The organism is Streptomyces sp. NBC_00510, from assembly GCA_036013505.1.
Classification (GTDB): domain Bacteria; phylum Actinomycetota; class Actinomycetes; order Streptomycetales; family Streptomycetaceae; genus Actinacidiphila.
The window spans coordinates 7,895,228-7,913,141 of the sequence record CP107851.1 but is presented as its reverse complement, the minus strand read 5'-3'; the positions used below and the strand labels follow the sequence as shown (position 1 = coordinate 7,913,141).

19 protein-coding genes and 1 pseudogene are annotated in these 17,914 nt (G+C 72.6%); 9 read left to right on the top strand and 11 right to left on the bottom strand.

The window, feature by feature from the left end:
* Positions 1-71: 71 nt before the first annotated feature.
* On the bottom strand, positions 72-797 hold the full coding sequence (locus OG937_35815) for a DUF2625 domain-containing protein (GenBank protein ID WUD76678.1): 726 nt from the start codon (positions 795-797) through the stop codon (positions 72-74).
* Positions 798-953: 156 nt separating this feature from the next.
* On the opposite strand from OG937_35815, the gene OG937_35810 reads away from it, so the two are divergent.
* Complete coding sequence (locus OG937_35810) at positions 954-1,139, top strand: hypothetical protein (GenBank protein ID WUD76677.1); 186 nt, start codon at positions 954-956, stop codon at positions 1,137-1,139.
* A 19-nt stretch (positions 1,140-1,158) separates the two neighbouring features.
* On the opposite strand, the gene OG937_35805 is transcribed toward OG937_35810, so the two are convergent.
* Together OG937_35805 and OG937_35800 are read right to left on the bottom strand one after the other, a co-directional pair.
* Positions 1,159-1,650: a cupin domain-containing protein gene (locus tag OG937_35805; GenBank protein ID WUD76676.1), complete on the bottom strand. Its 492-nt coding sequence runs from the start codon at positions 1,648-1,650 to the stop codon at positions 1,159-1,161.
* A gap of 47 nt (positions 1,651-1,697) precedes the next feature.
* A complete protein-coding gene (locus OG937_35800; protein ID WUD76675.1) occupies positions 1,698-2,066 on the bottom strand; it encodes a DUF4267 domain-containing protein in 369 nt (122 codons plus the stop codon).
* An 88-nt stretch (positions 2,067-2,154) separates the two neighbouring features.
* Between OG937_35800 and OG937_35795 the strand changes: the two genes are divergently transcribed.
* Positions 2,155-2,736, top strand: a complete 582-nt coding sequence (locus OG937_35795; protein ID WUD76674.1) for a TetR/AcrR family transcriptional regulator — start codon at positions 2,155-2,157, stop codon at positions 2,734-2,736.
* A gap of 47 nt (positions 2,737-2,783) precedes the next feature.
* Here the strand turns inward: OG937_35795 and OG937_35790 are convergent, their stop codons facing one another.
* The 4 genes from OG937_35790 to OG937_35775 all read right to left on the bottom strand — a co-directional run bounded on the left by OG937_35790 (position 2,784) and on the right by OG937_35775 (position 7,776).
* Positions 2,784-3,524 carry a GNAT family N-acetyltransferase gene (locus OG937_35790; GenBank protein ID WUD76673.1) on the bottom strand — a complete coding sequence of 247 codons (741 nt, stop codon included), beginning with the start codon at positions 3,522-3,524 and terminating at the stop codon, positions 2,784-2,786.
* Between the two features lie 126 nt (positions 3,525-3,650).
* Positions 3,651-5,105, bottom strand: a complete 1,455-nt coding sequence (locus OG937_35785) for a glyceraldehyde-3-phosphate dehydrogenase (protein ID WUD76672.1) — start codon at positions 5,103-5,105, stop codon at positions 3,651-3,653.
* An 82-nt stretch (positions 5,106-5,187) separates the two neighbouring features.
* Entirely contained in the window at positions 5,188-5,646 is a 459-nt protein-coding gene (locus tag OG937_35780; protein WUD76671.1) for a hypothetical protein, read from the bottom strand.
* 180 nt (positions 5,647-5,826) lie between these two features.
* Entirely contained in the window at positions 5,827-7,776 is a 1,950-nt protein-coding gene (locus OG937_35775) for an N-acetylmuramoyl-L-alanine amidase (GenBank protein WUD76670.1), read from the bottom strand.
* 650 nt (positions 7,777-8,426) lie between these two features.
* On the opposite strand from OG937_35775, the gene OG937_35770 reads away from it, so the two are divergent.
* The 3 genes from OG937_35770 to OG937_35760 are packed head-to-tail and all read left to right on the top strand — an operon-like array spanning position 8,427 to position 11,318.
* Positions 8,427-9,950, top strand: coding sequence for a GMC family oxidoreductase N-terminal domain-containing protein (locus OG937_35770; protein ID WUD76669.1), 1,524 nt, complete (start codon positions 8,427-8,429; stop codon positions 9,948-9,950).
* Complete coding sequence (locus tag OG937_35765) at positions 9,950-10,684, top strand: molybdopterin-dependent oxidoreductase (protein ID WUD76668.1); 735 nt, start codon at positions 9,950-9,952, stop codon at positions 10,682-10,684. The genes OG937_35770 and OG937_35765 overlap by 1 nt, the downstream gene beginning before the upstream one ends.
* Positions 10,626-11,318 (top strand): cytochrome b/b6 domain-containing protein, encoded by a 693-nt coding sequence (locus OG937_35760; GenBank protein ID WUD76667.1) that lies wholly within the window; start codon positions 10,626-10,628, stop codon positions 11,316-11,318. Before OG937_35765 ends, OG937_35760 begins: the two co-directional genes overlap by 59 nt.
* Before the next feature lie 107 nt (positions 11,319-11,425).
* On the opposite strand, the gene OG937_35755 is transcribed toward OG937_35760, so the two are convergent.
* A complete protein-coding gene (locus OG937_35755) occupies positions 11,426-11,989 on the bottom strand; it encodes an ABATE domain-containing protein (protein ID WUD78998.1) in 564 nt (187 codons plus the stop codon).
* A gap of 118 nt (positions 11,990-12,107) precedes the next feature.
* A complete protein-coding gene (locus OG937_35750) occupies positions 12,108-12,581 on the bottom strand; it encodes a MarR family transcriptional regulator (GenBank protein WUD76666.1) in 474 nt (157 codons plus the stop codon).
* Between the two features lie 191 nt (positions 12,582-12,772).
* On the opposite strand from OG937_35750, the gene wrbA reads away from it, so the two are divergent.
* From wrbA to OG937_35730, 4 genes and pseudogenes are all read left to right on the top strand, one after another.
* The gene (gene wrbA / locus OG937_35745) at positions 12,773-13,381 is read left to right on the top strand and encodes an NAD(P)H:quinone oxidoreductase (protein WUD76665.1); all 609 of its coding nucleotides are present in this window, start codon (positions 12,773-12,775) and stop codon (positions 13,379-13,381) included.
* Between the two features lie 116 nt (positions 13,382-13,497).
* A complete protein-coding gene (locus tag OG937_35740; GenBank protein WUD76664.1) occupies positions 13,498-14,148 on the top strand; it encodes a DsbA family oxidoreductase in 651 nt (216 codons plus the stop codon).
* Between the two features lie 75 nt (positions 14,149-14,223).
* Positions 14,224-14,874: pseudogene (locus tag OG937_35735) on the top strand (helix-turn-helix transcriptional regulator).
* Positions 14,875-15,012: 138 nt separating this feature from the next.
* Positions 15,013-15,726: an SDR family oxidoreductase gene (locus OG937_35730; GenBank protein ID WUD76663.1), complete on the top strand. Its 714-nt coding sequence runs from the start codon at positions 15,013-15,015 to the stop codon at positions 15,724-15,726.
* 70 nt (positions 15,727-15,796) lie between these two features.
* Here the strand turns inward: OG937_35730 and OG937_35725 are convergent, their stop codons facing one another.
* Positions 15,797-16,510 (bottom strand): SDR family oxidoreductase, encoded by a 714-nt coding sequence (locus OG937_35725; GenBank protein ID WUD76662.1) that lies wholly within the window; start codon positions 16,508-16,510, stop codon positions 15,797-15,799.
* An 87-nt stretch (positions 16,511-16,597) separates the two neighbouring features.
* The gene (locus tag OG937_35720) at positions 16,598-17,866 is read right to left on the bottom strand and encodes a YbfB/YjiJ family MFS transporter (GenBank protein WUD76661.1); all 1,269 of its coding nucleotides are present in this window, start codon (positions 17,864-17,866) and stop codon (positions 16,598-16,600) included.
* Positions 17,867-17,914 lie beyond the last annotated feature (48 nt).

Here is a 17,914-nt window from a genome sequence, read left to right as displayed (position 1 = left end):
CAAACCAGACCTTGCTTAAGGTACTTCACCCGGGCACCCGCGGTGACCTGCGGCCGCAACCGCCGGGGGACTCACACCTCGCCGAGGAACCCCGGGTCCGCCGGGCCGGTCCGCCGGGCGAAGTCGGCCGCGAATGCGAGGACTTGGCTCATCGCAACCGCCTGCCGGGTGGTCGCCGCGAGATCGGCATGGGCCTCCTGCGACCACAGGAACGGGTACACCGCGATCCCCTGCGAGGGGGTGAGGGCGGCGGCCTCCTCGCGCCAGCCCGGCCAGCGCAGCCCGTCGTAGAACGTCTCCAGCCGCCCCGAGAGCAGCCAGGTGACCCAACCGGAGTAGCCCGTCTCCATCGCCTCCCAGGCGAGGGTGTCGGGCGCGAAGTAGGTCATCTGGCCCGGCGCTCCCGGGCGGCCGGCGGCCGCGGGAGCGTGGCCGTTCAGCGCGAAGACCCCGCCCACCGCGTCGTGGCCTACGACGAGAGCGGTGCCGGGATGCCAGGCCGGGTCGAGGACCGCGGGGAAGCGGTTGACCTGCCCCAGGCTCGGCAGGCCTCCGCCGGCGGCCGGGCCGCCGCCGAACACCCGCACCCACCCGTCGTCCAGCAGCACCCCGCCGGTGTTCAGCACCAGGGCACCCAGCGCCGACCGCGCGGTGACCTGCAACTGCAGCAGGCACCGCCTCCCTTCGCCACGATCGCCGGGCAGCACCCGGGCGGCCACGGGGCCACCGGTGAGCACGGCCGCCAGCTCCGGCCACGCCGGAGTGTCCACGTCGGTCAATTCGTCGATCTGCCGCACCCGGGGATGATCGCAGCCCGATGCCCGCCCGCCGGAGGCGGGGTGGGCGCCGCGGAACCTCAGGTCCACCTCAGACCGGTTGCGCGTCCGGACCCCCGCACGGCAGTGTTCGAGTCCGGTCAAGGGGCGGCTGCCGGCCCATCGGGAGGAGGAAAGGTGAACACGGTCCTCGCATGGCGGCGCCTGCTCGGAGGCGTCCTCCTCCTCGCCGCCGTCGTCGCGGCGGTGCGCGGCTTCGGCACCTCGCAGGCCGGTGGCGCGGCCGGAACGGTCGTGGTCACCGTCGTCCTGGCGGGCTCCGGTGCCCGCCTCGTCCGTACCGCGGCCCCCGGCCGGCGCTGAGCCGGACCGGCGCCCCGGCTCAGTGCCGGTCGTCCCAGGCCGCGTTGTGCAGGAAGTAGGTGTCGTACCGTTCCTGCACCTCCAGCAGGCTCTCCGGGGTGACCTCGCCCAGGGCGATGCGCTGCAAGTGGCGGAAGTACTCGAAGCGTTCGACGCCCGGGGTGATGACGATGAGCATGTCGGCGTCGCACCCGGGCGCCGCGGCGAAGGCGTGCGGGCGGCCGGGCGGGACGACGACCAGGTCGCCGGCTCCGGCGGTGACGACCTCGTCCCCGGACAGGAACCGGGCCTCGCCGTCGAGCATGTAGAACATCTCGGCCGACCGGTCGTGCCGGTGCGGGCGGGCGCCGTCGGCGCCCCCGGTCAGGGTCACGCGCTGGGTGGAGAGCGCGCCTCCCGTCGCGCTGCTGTCGGCCAGCAGCCGGACGGTGGTGGGGGCGCGGCCGATGACCTCGGCCTCGGTGGAGCGGACGATCACGGAGGCGTCGAAGTCGGGCACGATCAATGACATTGCGAACTCCTTGTCCGGGTGGTGACGGGTCTTCGGGAACTGCCGGGTCACACGGCGAAGAGCAGGGCGGCGCTGACGAGGACGACGACCGCGGTGGCGAAGTGGATGCCGAAGGCCACCGCCTTGGTGCCTCCGTGCCGCAGGACTATCAAGGTGTCGCCGAGCGGGGCGAGCGCCACGACCAGCATGAACCAGGCCTCGGCGCGGGCACCGGCGAAGGCGAGCAGGGCCAGGCCCATCACCCCGAAGGTGGCGTCCCGCAGGCCCTTGACGGTGAGGTACGCGGCGGCCCCGTCCCCTTCGGCGGGCACGCCGTAGGCGGCGGCCGCGGGACGGGGCTGGAGCAGGAATCGGGCTCCGATGAAGAGCACCAGGAGGTCGAGCACGACGGCCAGGGTGTACGCGGTGGTGGTCACGTCCACATCTCCTTGCTAGCAGCGCTAGGGACAAGAGCGAAGCTAGCAGAGTATCGACAGGAGATCTAGCAGTGCTAGAATTTCTGCCATGACGATCCGGACGCGCCGGGAGCGCGAGCGAGCCGAGCGCGAGCAGCTGATCATCACGGCCGCGCGGGAACTGGCCGAGGCCGAGGGCTGGGACGCCGTCACCACGCGGCGGCTGGCCGCCGAGATCGAGTACAGCCAGCCCGTCCTGTACAGCCACTTCAAGGGCAAGGACGCGATCATGGCCGCCGTCGCGGTGCAGGGGTTCGCGGAACTGGCCGCCGAACTGCGGGAGGCGCGCACCGCGGTGGCGGGCCCGCGGGAGACACTCGCCGCGGTGGGCGAGGCGTACACGGCGTTCGCGCGGCGGCGGCCGGCCCTCTACGACGCGATGTTCACCCACCACGTCGGCCTGCCGTTCGCCACGCCCGAGGCCCCGGCGGCCCTGCGCGAGGCGTTCGGCGAACTGCTGCGGGCCGTGGAGCCGGTCGCGGCCGCCGGCGACGCGCCGGACCTCCTCACCGAGACCTACTGGGCCTCCCTGCACGGCCTGGTCACCCTCATGCGCAGCGGCCGACTGCCGGAGGGGGCGCACGAGCGCCGCCTCGCCCTGCTGAACGGGCACTTCACGAACGGCGGTTGACGCACGGCAGCGGCGGCACACGCCGCACCCCCGCCGCCCGGCCCCCCTCAGGGGACGAGGACGGTGAGCGAGGTGGCGGTGACGGCGAACCCCAGCTGCTCGTACAGCCGGCGAGCCGGATTGCCGTCGCTCACCGCCAGGGCGATCCTCGGGAGACCGCCGGCCGCCGCGTCCGCCAGCGCCCGGCGCAGCAGCCGGGAACCGAGGCCGGCGTGGCGGGGATCCGGCTGCCGGAAGACCGTCGCGACCCACGGGAGGCCGTCCCGGTCCGTCACCACGACCCCCGCGACGACGTGGCCGTCCCCGTCGACGGCCAGGGTGCTGCACGCCAGGACCGGCCCGAGCACGGCGCCCGACAGCACCGGGGCCAGCTGGGCGTCGAGGGCCTCCTCGTCACTTCCCTGATGGCGGTCGGGATGACCCGGCGCGAAGGCGGCACGCCACGCGGGGAACAGCTCGTGTGCCTCGCGGTCGCAGGGTACGGCGCGCAGTCCGTCCGGAAGGAGCGCCGCGGCCCACTCGCGCGGCGGGGGGTCGGCGACGAGGTCGCGCTCCATGGTGTGCGCGTGCCGCAGGACCCGGGCACCGTGCCGGACGAGCTGCTCCCCGAGTTCGACGGAACCCGACACGGCCCACCCCGGCATGCCCGCGAGCACGGCCGGTACGGGGTCCGGTCCCACCGCCTCCGCGAGGTCGGCCCAGGGCCGGCCGTCCCGGACCCCCTCGACGTACGTCAGTTCCGGCAGTCCCCCCGGGCCGCGCAGGACCAGGCGCTCTTCCTCGTGCACGGTCACTCAGTACCCGCCCACCGGCATCGGCATCGCTCTCATGCGGCCCATGCTGCGGGCCGCCCGCCGGTGCGGGCAACCGATTTCCGGCCGGGGGACGCCGTGCCGCACCGGCGCGCCGGACCCTCAGGCCCGCGGGGCCGGGTAGGTCGGGTACTCGACCTCGGACACGTGCTGCACGACACGGATGACCTGGCACGAGTAGCCGAACTCGTTGTCGTACCAGAGGTAGAGGATGGCGTTGTCGCCGTCGACCTTGGTGGCACCGGCGTCGACGATCGAGGCGTGCCGCGAGCCGATGAAGTCGCTGGAGACGGCGTCGGGGGCGGTGATGAAGTCGATCTGGCGCTTGAGCGGCGAGGTCAGCGACACCTCGCGGAGGTGGTCGAGGACCTCCTCGCGGGTGGTCTCCCGGGCGAGCTGCAGGCTGAGGATCGCGATCGAGACGTCCGGCACCGGTACGCGGATGGAACTGCCGGTGATCCTGGCCTTGAGGTCGGGCAGCGCCTTGGCGACGGCCGAGGCGGCACCGGTCTCGGTGATGACCATGTTGAGCGGCGCCGAACGGCCGCGGCGGTCGGAGCTGTGGTAGTTGTCCAGCAGGTTCTGGTCGTTGGTGAACGAGTGGACCGTCTCGACGTGGCCGCGCAGGACGCCGTACTCGTCCGCCATCGCCTTCAGCGGCGGCACGATCGCATTGGTGGTGCAGGAGGCGCAGGACAGGATCCGCTCGTCCGGCTTGATCATGTCGTGGTTGACGCCGTGGACGACGTTGGGGACGTCGCCCTTGCCAGGCGCGGTCAGGACGACCTTGTCGACGCCGGGACGCAGGTGCTGCGAAAGGCCTTCGCGGTCACGCCACTTGCCGGTGTTGTCGATGAGGATGGCGTCCTTGATGCCGTACGCGGTGTAGTCCAGCGACGTCGGGTCGTCGGCGTGGATCACCCTGATGGCGTTGCCGTTGGCGACGATCGTGCTGTTCGCCTCGTCGACGGTGATCGTGCCCTGGAACTGGCCGTGGATGGAGTCGCGGCGCAGCAGCGAGGCACGCTTGACGAGGTCTTCGCCGGCCCGGCCGGCCCCCTTGCGGACGACGATGGCGCGCAGCCGCAGGCCGTTGCCGGAACCGGCCTTCTCGATCAGCAGCCGGGCGAGGAGGCGGCCGATGCGGCCGAAGCCGTAGAGGACGACGTCGCGCGGCTCACGGCGCTCGATCTTGTTGGCACCCGTGGCACCCGCGACGGCCCCCGCGGTGAACTCCGCCACCGACAGCCCGCGGTCGTCGGCCCGGTACGTCGCGGCGAGCATGCCGAGGTCGATCTGGGACGGGCCGAGGTCGAGCGTGGTGAGTGCGTGCAGGAACGGCAGCGTCTCGGTGACCGAGAGCTCCTCGCCGGCGATCTGCCGGACGAAGCGGTGGGCCTTGAGGATGCTGATCACCGACTTGTTCACCAAGGAGCGGCTGTGCAGCAGGACGGTCACGTCCCGCTCCCTGTGCAGCTTCCCGATGATCGGAATCATCGATTCCGCGATCTCCTCGCGGTGCTTCCAGTCGGTGAACGAGTCCTCGTTGACAGTCACAGGCTTATCTTTCGAGCTAGGCGGTGCTCATATGTTAACCACACCGCCATCTCGCTCTTGCCGCGGGTCCCACCGGGTGACGTCAGGAGACGGCGACGACCCCCACCGCCGCCGAGCCGGTCTCCGCGCGCAGGAGGACGTCGAAGAGGTACCGGTCACCGTCGCGCGGCGCCACGACCGTCCGCGCCCCGGTCGGCAGCGCCCGGGACACGGCCTCGTGCCGCTCCCCCGGCGCCGACCCGCTGACCGCCACGAGCCGCACCGAGGTGCTGCCGATGTTCTCGAACGTCACGGAACGGGTCCTGGGACAGGGGCCGTCGTGCTCACCGGTGCAGTGGAAGCGGACGTCGCCGAGGTCCACCAGCCCGCACGAGACGTCGGTGGCGAAGGCGAAGTGCGAGGAGCAGACGGCCCCCACCCGCAGGTCCTCCGCGGGCGCCTCGGCGGCCGTGCCACCGGGGCGGGGCGCGTCCGCGCAGGAGACGGCGGACACACCGAGTGCGGCGGTGGCGAGTGCTGCGGGCAGGAGTGCTTTGCGCACCTGTGGCTCCAGAAGTGGTGCAGTCGGTGAGTCCCGCTCACCGGGGTGCCGGCCCGCGCCGGACCGGCGCGGGCGAAGGGCGGGAAGGGGCAGGGCAGGGGTCCCGGACGCGGGTGGGGCCCGGAAGCCGTGGCTCACGGGCCCCACCCTCAGCGTGTCGTACGGGCGTCGGCGACCGGCTCAGCGGTCGTTGTGCGCGGGACGCTCCGTGGCGATGACGTCGCCCGCGTAGACCAGGGCGACCCGGTGGTTGTACTGGATCGTGTACATCTTCTTGGCGCCGAAGACGACCTTGCCGTCAGCCTTGAAGTAGTCGTCGGTCAGGGCGGGCGGCGCGGTGGCGACGTACGCCTGGCCGGACGGGATGCTGTACATGCTCAGCGGGGCCTGGGTGGAGGCGCCGTACCCGGCCGGGTACTCCGAGGCGTCCGGGTAGCTGGAGCCGTACACCTTGCCGGGCGGCGTGGCGGGCGTCACACCGGCCTTGACGATGGTGTAACCGCCGCGCGCCGGGATGGTGTTGGCGCCGTACGGGTTGTGGAACCACACCTTCGCGCCGCTGAACCAGATCGCGGTCCAGGGGCCCTCCTTGCCGGCGACGACGAACTGCTGGCCGGCCTGCACGGTGTTGCCCCAGTCGTTGATCCGGTCGGTGCCTGCGGCACCGGAGTGGATCGCCGGGTCCCCGAAGAGGGGCGCGGTGCTGCTGGGGGCGGTGCGCACGAACAGGGTGTTCGACGCCTGCGTCACCTCGGTGCACTCGGGGGTGGCACCGGTCGGGTCGTCGGACGGGCAGATCTGGGCGGTCTGCTGGTTCCGCTCGAAGCCGGGGGCGATGGTCACCACCGAGCCGATGTCACCGACGCCGTGCCTGCCCGTGACGGGCGCGCCGAGCAGTGCCATGAAGTGCTCCCAGTCCCAGGCGGTGCCCGGGTCCCAGTGCATGCCGGAGACCGACCCGGAGTTCGGGCCGGCAACGTTGTCATGGCCCACGATGTGCTGCCGGTCGAGCGGGATGCCGAAGCGCCCGGCCAGGTACTTCACCAGCTCCGCCGTGGCCTCGTACTGCGCCTCGGTGTACCAGTCGGCCCCGTGCGCGGCGAAGCCCTCGTGCTCGATGCCGACGGAGTGCATGTTGGTGGAGTAGTTGCCCGCGTGGAAGGAGATGTCCTTCGTGGGCATCATCTGCGTCACCGCGCCGTCCGACGACCGCATCACGTAGTGCGAGGCGGTCGTGCTGCCCGGGGCCTGGAAGGTGGCGATGGCGGACTCGTACGAGCCCTCGGTGTCGTGGATGACGATGGTGTCGATCCGGATCCCGTTGGCGGGCCGGCTGGACACCTGGCCGTTGGTCGACGCCGCCGGCACGAAGGTGCAGTCCACGGTGGTGGGGCACTCGACGTCGGCGGTCGCCGCGGCCTTCAGGTGCAGCTTCGCCAGCTGGGCCCTGGCGGGCTCGACCTGCGGCACGGCGGCCAGGCTGACCCGCTGGCCGTCCGTCGTGGTACGGCCGGCGCCCTTGGCCAGGGTGGCGAAGACACGGTCGGCGAACGCCTGGGCGCCCTGCCGCTGCGAGGCCTGGCTGTAACGGGCCACGGCCCCGTACCAGTCGCCGGGTTCGGCGGATGCGGTTCCGGCCGTGGCCTTCTGGTACGACGCGAGGAGCGCCGCGCCGCCGCGGATGTTGGCCGCCGGGTCGTTCCTCAGCTCCCGCGCCGACAGGCCGGTGAGCTTCGCCGCGGCCTGGAGGGTGTGCAGGGCCGGGTCGGCGACGAAGGACGCGAGGTCGCTGCGGCCGACCGCTCCGGCGCCACCACCGGCCACCATCTCCGTCGTCACGTCGGTGAGGTGCATCGGACCGTAGCCACCGCTCGCGCTGTGCGCGCCCGCATGCCCGTCCCACGCCGACTCCTGGTACGCCACGGCCAGCAGCACCTGCTCCGGAACGTGGTACTCGTCGGCCGCCGCGGCGAAGTCGCGCTGCCGCGCGGTGTCCGCCGGCGCGGCACCGGTGGCCTGCGCCGTCAGCGGCACGGCCACCGAGCCCGCGATCACCAGCGCGCCGACCGCGGCCAGCAGGCCGGGCCTGCGCCGCCTGGCGTGCCGGCGTATGGATGTTTCTGATGTCATGAACGATCCCAAATCTTGAACGTATGAGGCCAGTTCCCCTGGCCGGACGTCGATGTGACGCTCCATCGGCCTTTGGAAGGCTCGCGGATTCTACTCACGCCGAATCCCCGGAAAATGAGGCACCGTCATTATCGAGCCACCGCCGCGCGGTTCGCCGGCGGCGGGCCGGATCCTCCGGACGGCGAGCGGGAAGAGCGCGGGGGTCCATCAGCCGAATTCCCGGCATCCGCCGCAACTCCCGCACCCGTGAGGGGGAACCGGGCGGCGGAGAAGGGCGGGGACCGCATCGGCGGACGAACTCGGCCCGTGCATCGCAGTCGCACGACCTCCCGGTGCGCCACCGCCCCGACGGTGGAAGCTCACGAAGATCCCTCTTCTTGTCCGGACGGGCGTGCACGCGAGAGCCGCAGACCCCGGGCCAATAGCTTGCTGCGTCAAGGAGTAGACCAGGAAAGTGCTGCACCATGCAAGTAACTGCGACATATAACGGTGCCGATCGGATCATTCGCGACACCGAGTCTCGACATGCGGTCCTGGACGCCTCCATTCGTCACCACCTTGACAGGTGACTTTTTTCTGTGCGAAAGTCATCACCACTTCAATAGGTGATCAGATCGGTCATCGCGTCCCCGGAACCGAGGAGAGGCCGCGTGAGCCAGGCTGTGGAATACGACTACGTCGTGGTGGGCGCGGGAACGGCCGGCAGTGTGCTGGCTTCGCGCCTGTCCGAGGACGGCGGCGCCCGCGTCCTCCTGCTGGAGGCGGGCGGCCCCGACGTGCCGGAGGCGATGCCGGTTCCCCCCGCGTGGCCGCGGTTGCTGGGCACGTCATCCGACTGGGGCGACCGCACGACCGAGCAGGCCTCCACCGGCACGTCCGTGGCGCTCGCCCGGGGCCGGGGGCTCGGCGGGTCGTCGGCGATCAACGCCATGGTCTTCACCCGCGGGCACCGCAGCGCCTATGACGCGTGGGCCGCCGGCGGCGCGAAGGGGTGGGACTTCGACGCCCTCCTGCCGTACCTCATGCGCAGCGAGCGCGCGCAGGGCCGCGACCCCCGCACGCGCGGGCAGCACGGGCCGCTGGCCGTGGCCCCCGCCCACGAGCCGAACCCGGTGCTGGAGGCCTGTCTGGAAGCCGCCGCGGAAGCGGGCCACCGCAGGGCGGCCGACATCAGCTCCGGGCTGGAGGAGGGATTCGGCTGGCCTGACCTGAACATCGTCGACGGCCGGCGTCAGAGCGCCGCCGACGCCTACCTCACCCCCGCGTCGGGACGGGCCGGCCTGCGCGTGGTGACCGGTGCGCTCGTCCACCGCGTCCTGCTGGACGGCGACCGCTGCACCGGGGTGGCGTACACCGCCGGAGGAGAAGAGGTCACCGCCCGCGCCACCCGCGAGGTGATCCTCACGGCCGGCGCCATCGGCACCCCGCACCTGCTCATGCTCTCGGGCATCGGCCCCGGCCGGCACCTGCGGGAGACCGGTGTCGAGGTCGTCCGCGACCTGCCCGGCGTCGGGGGCGGCCTGCAGGACCATGTGATGGCCGGTCTGGTCTACTCCGCCGCCCGCCCGGTCCCCGCCGCGCGGAACAACCACGGGGAGGCCCTGGGCCTGCTGCGCAGCACGCCCTCCGCCGACGCCCCCGACCTGCAGATCATCTTCGTCGACGTCCCCAGCCACGCGCCCGCCCTCGCGGGGCCCCGCGAGGGCTACACGATCCGCGTCTCGCTGATGCGCCCGCACAGCCGCGGCACGGTGCGGCTCGCCTCATCCTCGCCGGGGACCGCCCCGCTGATCGACCCGGACTACTACGCCGACCCCCGTGACCTGCGGGCCATGGTCGCCGGCATCCGCGCGGCCCGCGAGATCGGCCGGGCCAGGGCGCTCGACGGCTGGCGCGGCGAGGAGGTGCTGCCCGGCGTGGACGTCGACGACGACGCGGCGGTCGCCGCCTACCTCCGCAGGGCCCTGGCCTCCTACTTCCACCCGGTCGGCACGTGCAGGCTCGGCACCGACGAGGGCGCCGTGGTCGACGAGGAGCTGAGGGTCCACGGCATCGACGGGCTGCGCGTCGCCGACGCCTCGGTGATGCCGTCGATCGTCTCGGGGAACACCAACGCGACGGTCTACGCCATCGCCGAGCGGGCCGCCGAGTTCGTCTCCCGGAAGGGGGCGTGATGACCGTGGCCGACCAGGAGAACCGGCCGGAGCGCGGGGCCCCTGTGGCGCGTCGCACCATGCTCGGCATGCTCGGCGCCGGGGTCGCCGGCGTCGCCGCCGCACCCTGGCTGCAGCGCGGCTGGGAGAACTTCCTCGGCGCGGCCTCGCAGGCCGACCCCACCGGGCTCACCGGGGTGCTCCCGAACCCGGGCGGCTTCCGCTACTACAGCGTCGTCGGCTCGGTGCCCCGCAAGGACGAGCGGACCTACCGGCTGAAGGTCAACGGTCTCGTCGACCGTCCGCGGACGTACACCCTCGACGACCTCCGCGCGCTCCCGCAGCAGCGGATCGTGCGCGACGTGCAGTGCACCGACGGCTGGCGGGTGGCGGACACCCCCTTCGAGGGCGTGCCGCTGTCGGACCTGCTGGACGCGGCAGGGGTGCGTCCCGAGGGCAAGGCGATCCACTTCACGTGCTTCGACGGCGTCTACACCGAGAGCCTGACCCTCGCCCAAGCGCGCCGCCCCGACATGCTGGTCGCCCTGAAGATGCAGGACAAGCCCGTCAGCCACGAGCACGGCGGCCCCGTCCGGCTCTACGCCGCGCCGATGTACTTCTACAAGTCGGCCAAGTGGCTGTCCGGAATCACCGTGACCGACGAGGTCATCCCCGGCTACTGGGAGGAGTACGGCTATGACGTCGACGGCTGGCTCGACGGCGCCGACAGGCGTGGCGACGCGCAGGCCGCCTGAACGCCCCGGGCGCGTACTGCGGTTCACCAGGGCCGAGCGCTGGGTGCACCGCGGCACCGGTCTGCTGATGCTGGTGTGCCTGGCGACTGCGGCCTGCCTCTACCTGGGGCCGCTGGCCCAGCTCGTCGGCCGCCGCCACCTGCTCGCGACGGTCCACGAATGGTCGGGGATCCTGCTGCCGCTGCCCTTCCTGCTCGGACTCGCCTCGCCCGCCTTCCGCGCGGACCTGCGCAGGCTCAACCGCTTCGCCCCGTACGACAAGCGCTGGCTGCGGGCCGCGCGCCGGCGGCTGACATCGCCGGACATGCGTCCCGCCGGCAAGTTCAACGCCGGCCAGAAGCTCTACGCGGGCTGGCTCGCCGGGGTCGTGCTGGTCATGACGGCCACCGGGCTGCTGATGTGGTTCACGGGCCTGCTGCCGGCGGTCTCCCGCACCAGCGCGATCTTCGTGCACGACCTCCTGGCCTGGGCCATCGCCCTGGTGCTGATCGGGCACATCCGCAAGGCGTTCCAGGACCCCGAGGCGCGGCTGGGGATGCGCACCGGGTACGTCTCCCTGGGCTGGGCGCGGCGATGGCACGCCCACTGGCTGGACGAGGACCGCCCGGCTGCCAAGGACACACCGGAGCGCTGAACGTCGCGCCGCCGCACCTACGCGAGCGCCCGGGTGGCCGGGCCCCGATCTCCGGGGCCCGGCCACCCGGGCGTACCCGACGGCCACTCGCTCCGCGCGGCGGCGGGCTACGCGGACACGGCCGTCCGCGGCGTGGCCGCCTTCTTGCGCGCGCGGTACGCCGCCGCCTTCACGCGGTTGCCACAGGGGTCCATGGCGCACCACTCGCGACGGCTGCCGTGCGAGCGGTCGAGGTAGATCTGCGTGCACTCCGGCCTGCTGCACTCCTTGACCAGCTCCGCGTCCGGGCCGCTGAGGAGCCGCACGGCCTCCCGGGCCAGCGACGACAGGGCCTGCTGCGGTGTCGCCTCGACCCTGCGCCCGTCCCTGGTGAGCTGCGGGACGGCGGACGGCCTGCGTGCCGCCGCGTTGAGCAGCGCGAGCGCGTCGGTGTCGTAGCCCTCCTTGTTCAGCGCGGACCTGACGAGCGAGAAGACCGCCTCCCGCAGGGAGACCGCCTCCGCCACGTCGGACGGCTGCGACAGGACGTCCCCGTCGACGAGCCCCGACTCGCGGAACCAGGCGTCGAGGCTCTCGGGCGTGGTGAGCATCTCCTGGGGCTCCGGGTTGCGACGGCGCCTCAGGGTTCCCACGAAGTCCAGCACGGGCATGCCGCACTTGAACACATGCATCATGTCACCATTTTGACAGGTGACGAACAAGAGGGCAAGACACCGGCCCGACGTCGGCGCACCTTTCCTGCGCCCCGCAGCCCGGCGGCGGAGGGCCTCCACCGCGAACAGCCAGGGATCAGGCGGGGGCGCCCTGGTCGGCCGCAACCCGGCGCAGCGCGATGGTCAGCGCGGCGAGGTCCTGGTCGGCGAAGTGGTCGACGAGGTGGCGTCGCACGCTGGCGAGGTGCGTCGGCCAGGCCTGCTCCAGGCGCTCGAGCCCGTCGTCCGTCAGCACCGCGTTCCAACCACGGCCGTCCTCGGCGCACTTGACGCGTTCCACCCAGCCGTGCTTCTCGAGCCGGATGACGACGCGGGTCATCCCGCTGAGGGAGAGGCTGCAGGCGGCGGCGAGCTCGCTCATCCGCATCGCGCGCCCCGGGGTCTCGGACAGGTGCCTCAGCGGCGTGTACTCGGACAGCGGCAGCCCCGCCCCCTCGACCATGTCGGCGTCGACGGCACGCGGGAGCTCCAGGAGCACCCGGCCCAGCGCGCGCACGAACGCCTCCTCGCTCGCGCTGAGGGGCTGCAACTGCTGCTTCGTGGACGCCATCCCCCCACTTTAGCTTCTTGACAGGTCAATGAGGCCTCAATGATCGACACTCCGGCGCGAACCGGTTCGAGCACATGCCTTTGACAGTTGTCGACCGGTCGTCTAGCTTCAAATAGGCGACCGGTCAGTTAGTTGTTCCGGTCCGCCCATCCCCCCATCGCAAAGAAACGAAAAGAAGCGGAGAGCCTCCTGTGGCCACCCCCGTCAAGCTCGCCATCGTCTACTACTCGTCGACCGGCACCATCACCGAGATCGCCAGGGAACTGCACGACGCCGCCGTCAAGGCCGGCGCCGAGGTGCGCCTGGTGAAGACGGCCGAACTCGCCCCGCAGGCCGCCATCGAGAGCAACCCGGCCTGGGCCGCCCACCACGCGGCGAACACGCACGTCCCGCACGCCACGCCCGAGGACATCGAGTGGGCCGACGCCGTGATCTTCGGCACCCCCACCCGCTTCGGCAACGTCTCGGCGCAGCTCAAGCAGTTCATCGACACGCTCGGCGGACTGTGGGCCGAGGGCAAGCTGATCGACAAGGTCTACAGCGCCTTCGTCTCCAGCGCCACCGCGCACGCGGGCCAGGAGGCCACGCTGCTGGCCCTCTACACCTCGATCCACCACTTCGGCGGGATCACGGTCACCCCCGGCTTCACCCAGCCGTCCAAGTTCGTCGACGGCAACCCCTACGGCACCTCCCACGTGGACGGCCAGGGCAACAACCCCGTGGACGAGGTCACCCGCACCGCCGCCCGCGTCCAGGCCGAGCGCGTCGTGCGCGTCGCCGCGCAGCTCAAGGCGGCCTGACCCCTCCCGGCACCCCGCCGGCAGCGGCGCCGCGCGGCGGGCCCCCTCACCGGGGGAGCCGCGCGGCGCCGCTCCCCACATCCTCACCGAACCCACGAAAAGGGAGATGCGGAAACATGCGCGTCGAGATCTGGACCGACATCGCCTGCCCTTGGTGCTACGCCGGAAAGGCCCGTTTCGAGCGGGCCCTCGCCGGCTTCGAGCACCGTGACGGCGTCGAGGTGGTGCACCGGTCGTTCGAGCTCAACCCGGACGCCGGGAACGGCACGACGCCGATCATCGACGCCGTGGCCGCGCAGTACGGGCGCACCCGCGAGCAGCAGGTCGCGCGCGAGGAGCACGCCGCGTCCGAGGCGCGCACCGAAGGGCTGGACTTCCGGATCGGCGGCCGCGTCCACGGCAACACCTTCGACGTCCACCGCCTCCTGCACTTCGCCAAGGAGCACGGCGTCCAGCACGAACTCCTGGACCTCGCCTTCCGGGTGAACTTCGCGGACGAGCGTTCCGTCTACGACACGGAGACCCTGCTGGACCTGGCGGCCGAGGTGGGACTGGAACCGGCGGAGGCACGAGCCGTCCTGGCCGACCCCGACGCGTACGCGCAGCAGGTGCGGGCCGACGAGCGGATGGCCGCTGAACTCGGCGCCGGCGGCGTGCCGTTCTTCGTGCTGAACCGGAAGTACGGCGTGAGCGGACTGCAGCCCGTCGAGCTGTTCACCCGCGCCCTGGAGCAGGCGTGGGAGGACCACGCGGGGGCCCGGGCCTGACGCCCGGACCGGGGGGCTCCGGCAGTACCCCTCTGCGGCGCGTTCCCCCGTGGCGGGCGCCGTGGCGTGAGGGAGATGGACGCGCACATGACCAGGGACCACGCCCGGAACGCCGCGCTCGGGGAGTTCCTCCGCTCACGCCGCGCGAAGATCTCCCCCGCGCAGGCCGGCCTGGTCCCCGAACCGACCGTCCGCCGGGTGTCCGGTCTGCGCCGTGCGGAGATCGCCCGGCTCCCCGGGGTCAGCGTCGACTACTACGTACGCCTGGAGCGCGGGCACCACGTCAACGTGTCCGGGACCGTCCTCGCCGCCATCGCCCGCGCCCTGCGCCTGACCGACGACGAACGGGACCATCTGTTCGCCGTGGCCAGGCCCACCCGCCCGGTGCCCCGCTGCCGCCGCAGCAGGTGCGTCCGGCCCTGCACCGCCTCCTGGAGACGATGACCGAGGTCCCCGCGCTGGTGGTGGGGCGCCGCACCGACGTCCCGGCCGCCAACCGGCTCGCCCACACGCTCTACACCGACTTCGACGCGCTCCCCCAGCGGCAGCGGAACATGTCCGGTCGTCGGTGGACTCACCCTCCACTACGAGGCGCTCGCCGTCACCGGCGATCCGGACCAGATCCTCGGCGTCTACACCGCGGAGCCCGCGACCGCCTCCGACCGGGCCCTGCGCCGGCTCGCCCAGTGGGCCGAGCAGAGCGGCCCGACCGGCCTGGTCATCTGACTTTCACACTTAAAGTCAGCTGTTAGCCTGGCCCCGCAGGCCGATCCGCGCCTGCGCCGAGGGCTGCCGCACACCGCCCGGGGCCGCCGACGACCGCGCGGCCGTCCGGGCAGGGCGCGCCCGCAGGAAGGAGGCACGATGCACATCAAGGGGTCGGTCGCCCTGGTGACGGGCGCGAGTCGCGGCATCGGCCGCGCCTTCGCCCGCGCGCTCATCACGCACGGCGCGTCCAAGGTCTACGCGGGCGTCCGCGATCCGGAGAGCCTCGTCGACCAGAGCCTGGTGGACGACACCCTCGTACCCCTGCGCCTGGACGTCACCAAGCCCGACGAGATCGCCGCGGCGGCCGCCGCCGCCGGCGACGTCAGCATCGTCGTCAACAACGCGGGCACGGGCGGCGCCGGCACCCGTCTGCTGGAGGGTTCCTTCGACGGCGCGCGCCAGGCGATGGAGGTCAACTACTTCGGCACCTGGGCCGTTTCCCGGGCCTTCGCCCCGATCCTGGCCGCGAACGGGGGCGGGGCACTGGTCAACATGCTCTCGTTGGCGTCCTGGGTCGGCCAGCCGCTGATCCCCGGGTACGCGGCCTCCAAGGCGGCCGCGTGGTCGCTGACCGACACCCTCCGGCAGGCCCTGCACCCCCAGGGCACGCTGGTGGTGGGCGTCCACGCGAGCTTCGTGGACACCGAACTCAGCGCGTGGACCGACGCCCCGAAGATCAGCGCCGGGACGGTGGCCGAACTGACCATGGACGCGCTGCTCCACGACCGGCCGGAAGTCCTCGCCGACGAGGAGACCCGGCGCGCCAAGTCCGCCCTCTCCGGGCCCCCGAGCGCCACCCCGGGCGCATGACACGGCGGCGGCCCCGGACGGAGACGTCCGGGGCCGCCGCCGTGAACTCGGGCCCTGCCCGACCGGCCGGTCAGCGGCCGGCGGTCTGGCCGCCGTCGACGGGCAGGGTCACACCCGTCACGAACGGCGCGTTCTCCAGGTAGAGCACGGCCTCGACGATGTCGTCGATCTCGCCCATGCGCCCCACCGGGTGCAGGCCCGCCAGCATCTCGTGGGTCTCCACCGGGTGCATCGGGGTCTTGATCGTCCCCAGCGCCACCGCGTTCGCCCGGATGCCCTGCGTCGCGTACTCGGTCGCCAGCGCCCGGGTCGCCGACTGCAGACCGCCCTTCGTCAGCGACGCCAGCACCGACGTCACCTTCGCGTCCGCCTGGTCACCGAGGCTGCTGGAGATCTGGACGACGTGCCCCCCGCCCTGCTGCAGCATCCGCTCCACCGCCAGCTGCGTGATCCGGAAGAAGCCGTCGACGTTCACCCCGATCACCGCCCGGTAGTCCTCCTCGGTGTACTCCGTGAACGGCCTCGCCACGAAGATCCCCGCGTTGTTGACCAGCGTGTCCACCCGGCCGAACCGCTCCACCGCCGTCGCGATCACCCGCTCCGCGGTGTCCCGCTCCGCGATGTCCCCCCGCACCGCCACCACCCCCGGGTCCGCCGACTCGCCGATGTTCCGCGACGTGGCCACCACCGCGTACCCCAGCTTCCGGTACGCCTCGACCAGACCGGCACCGATGCCCTGCGACGCACCGGTGATGACCGCGACCTTCTGACCCTCAACGCTCATGGTGTTTCTTCTCCAGTGGGGGGATGTCATGGGAATCCGGTACTAGACGACCGGTCACATACAAAGTAGACGACCGGTCGAGAACTGTCAAAGACCCGGAACCCTGACGGGGGCGACGCCGCCGGAGGCGGCTTCCCGGGGAACGGGCAGGTCCAAGCGGTGCGGGAACCCGATGCGCAGCACGAACGCCGCCGCGGCCGCGGCCAGGACGACCAGTGCCGCCAGGACCAGTGCCTGCTGGTAGCCGTGGTGCAGCAGCGGCGCGACGGCCAGGGGGCCGAGGATCTGACCCACCGAGTAGCCGGCGGTCAGCAGGGCGACCGCGCGCGGGAACCGCAGATGCGTCCCGGCCGCGAGGGCGACCGTGCTCACGCCGATGAAGGTGGCGCCGAAGAGGAACGCCGAGACGAGCGCGGCGGCGGGCCCCCCGACCAGGGCGGGCAGGGCGATGCCGGCGGCCTGCACGACCAGAGCGGCGAGCAGCACGTCCGGGCGGGACCGGCGCCGTCCCAGCCACGCCCACAGCGCGGCGGAGGGGACGGCCGCCACCCCGGCCAGCACCCACGCAGCGGTGCCGAGCCGGCCGGGTGAGCCCTGGTCGATCGCGGCGACCAGGAAGGTGCCGGCGATGATGTAGCCGACGCCTTCCAGCGTGTACGACGCGAACAGGGCACCGAACCAGCGGTGCGTGCGCGGCGCCGCCGTCCGCCCCCGCGCTCCGGGGACCGCATCGACCGACACGGCCGCCACGTCCGGCGCGGATTCCGTCCGCATGGTCCACGCCGGCACGGCGAGCAGCGCGGCGAGCGCGGCGGACGCCCACCACGCGGCCCGCCAGTCGGCGAAGCCGCGCAGGACGAGGACAAGCAGGCCGGACAGCGCGATCCCGGCGCCGATCCCGCCGAAGCCCCAGCCGGGCAGGTGGGCCGGGTGCTCGCGCAGCCGCCCGAGGAGCGCGCCGACGGCGATGACGAAGACCGTCGCGCTCACCGCGCCCGCGACCAGCCGGAGCACCAGCCACACGGCGGTCGCGTGCGTGAGCGGCATCGCGGCGAGGCTCACGACGAGCAGCACCAGCGACCCGCGCAGGACGGCGGCGGAGCGCGTCAGCCGGGGGAGGAAGGTCCCGGCGAGCGCTCCGGCGAGGTAGCCGACGTAGTTGGCCGTGGCCAGGTGCGCACCGGCCCCGGCCGTCAGGCCCGCCTGAGCGTGCATCAGGGGGAGGATCGGGGTGTAGACGAAACGGCCGACCCCCATGGCCGCCGCCAGCGCCGCCCCGGCCCGGGCCACATGGGCCCAGGGCGACCCTGGGGCGCCGCCGCGTGCGGCGGCCGGGCGCCGGGTTGATTCGATCATGACGTATTCCTCGACGGGTGGGCTCCGGGACAAGACCGGACGGACCAC

Bases quoted from the DNA above. Each gene is read 5' to 3' on its own strand.
- OG937_35805 (WUD76676.1), bottom strand. From the start codon at position 1,650: ATGTCATTGATCGTGCCCGACTTCGACGCCTCCGTGATCGTCCGCTCC.
- OG937_35795 (WUD76674.1), top strand. From the start codon at position 2,155: ATGACGATCCGGACGCGCCGGGAGCGCGAGCGAGCCGAGCGCGAGCAG.
- OG937_35775 (WUD76670.1), bottom strand. From the start codon at position 7,776: ATGACATCAGAAACATCCATACGCCGGCACGCCAGGCGGCGCAGGCCC.
- OG937_35765 (WUD76668.1), top strand. From the start codon at position 9,950: ATGACCGTGGCCGACCAGGAGAACCGGCCGGAGCGCGGGGCCCCTGTG.
- OG937_35760 (WUD76667.1), top strand. From the start codon at position 10,626: ATGACGTCGACGGCTGGCTCGACGGCGCCGACAGGCGTGGCGACGCGC.
- OG937_35755 (WUD78998.1), bottom strand. From the start codon at position 11,989: ATGCATGTGTTCAAGTGCGGCATGCCCGTGCTGGACTTCGTGGGAACC.
- OG937_35750 (WUD76666.1), bottom strand. From the start codon at position 12,581: ATGGCGTCCACGAAGCAGCAGTTGCAGCCCCTCAGCGCGAGCGAGGAG.
- OG937_35740 (WUD76664.1), top strand. From the start codon at position 13,498: ATGCGCGTCGAGATCTGGACCGACATCGCCTGCCCTTGGTGCTACGCC.
- OG937_35730 (WUD76663.1), top strand. From the start codon at position 15,013: ATGCACATCAAGGGGTCGGTCGCCCTGGTGACGGGCGCGAGTCGCGGC.
- OG937_35725 (WUD76662.1), bottom strand. From the start codon at position 16,510: ATGAGCGTTGAGGGTCAGAAGGTCGCGGTCATCACCGGTGCGTCGCAG.
- OG937_35720 (WUD76661.1), bottom strand. From the start codon at position 17,866: ATGATCGAATCAACCCGGCGCCCGGCCGCCGCACGCGGCGGCGCCCCA.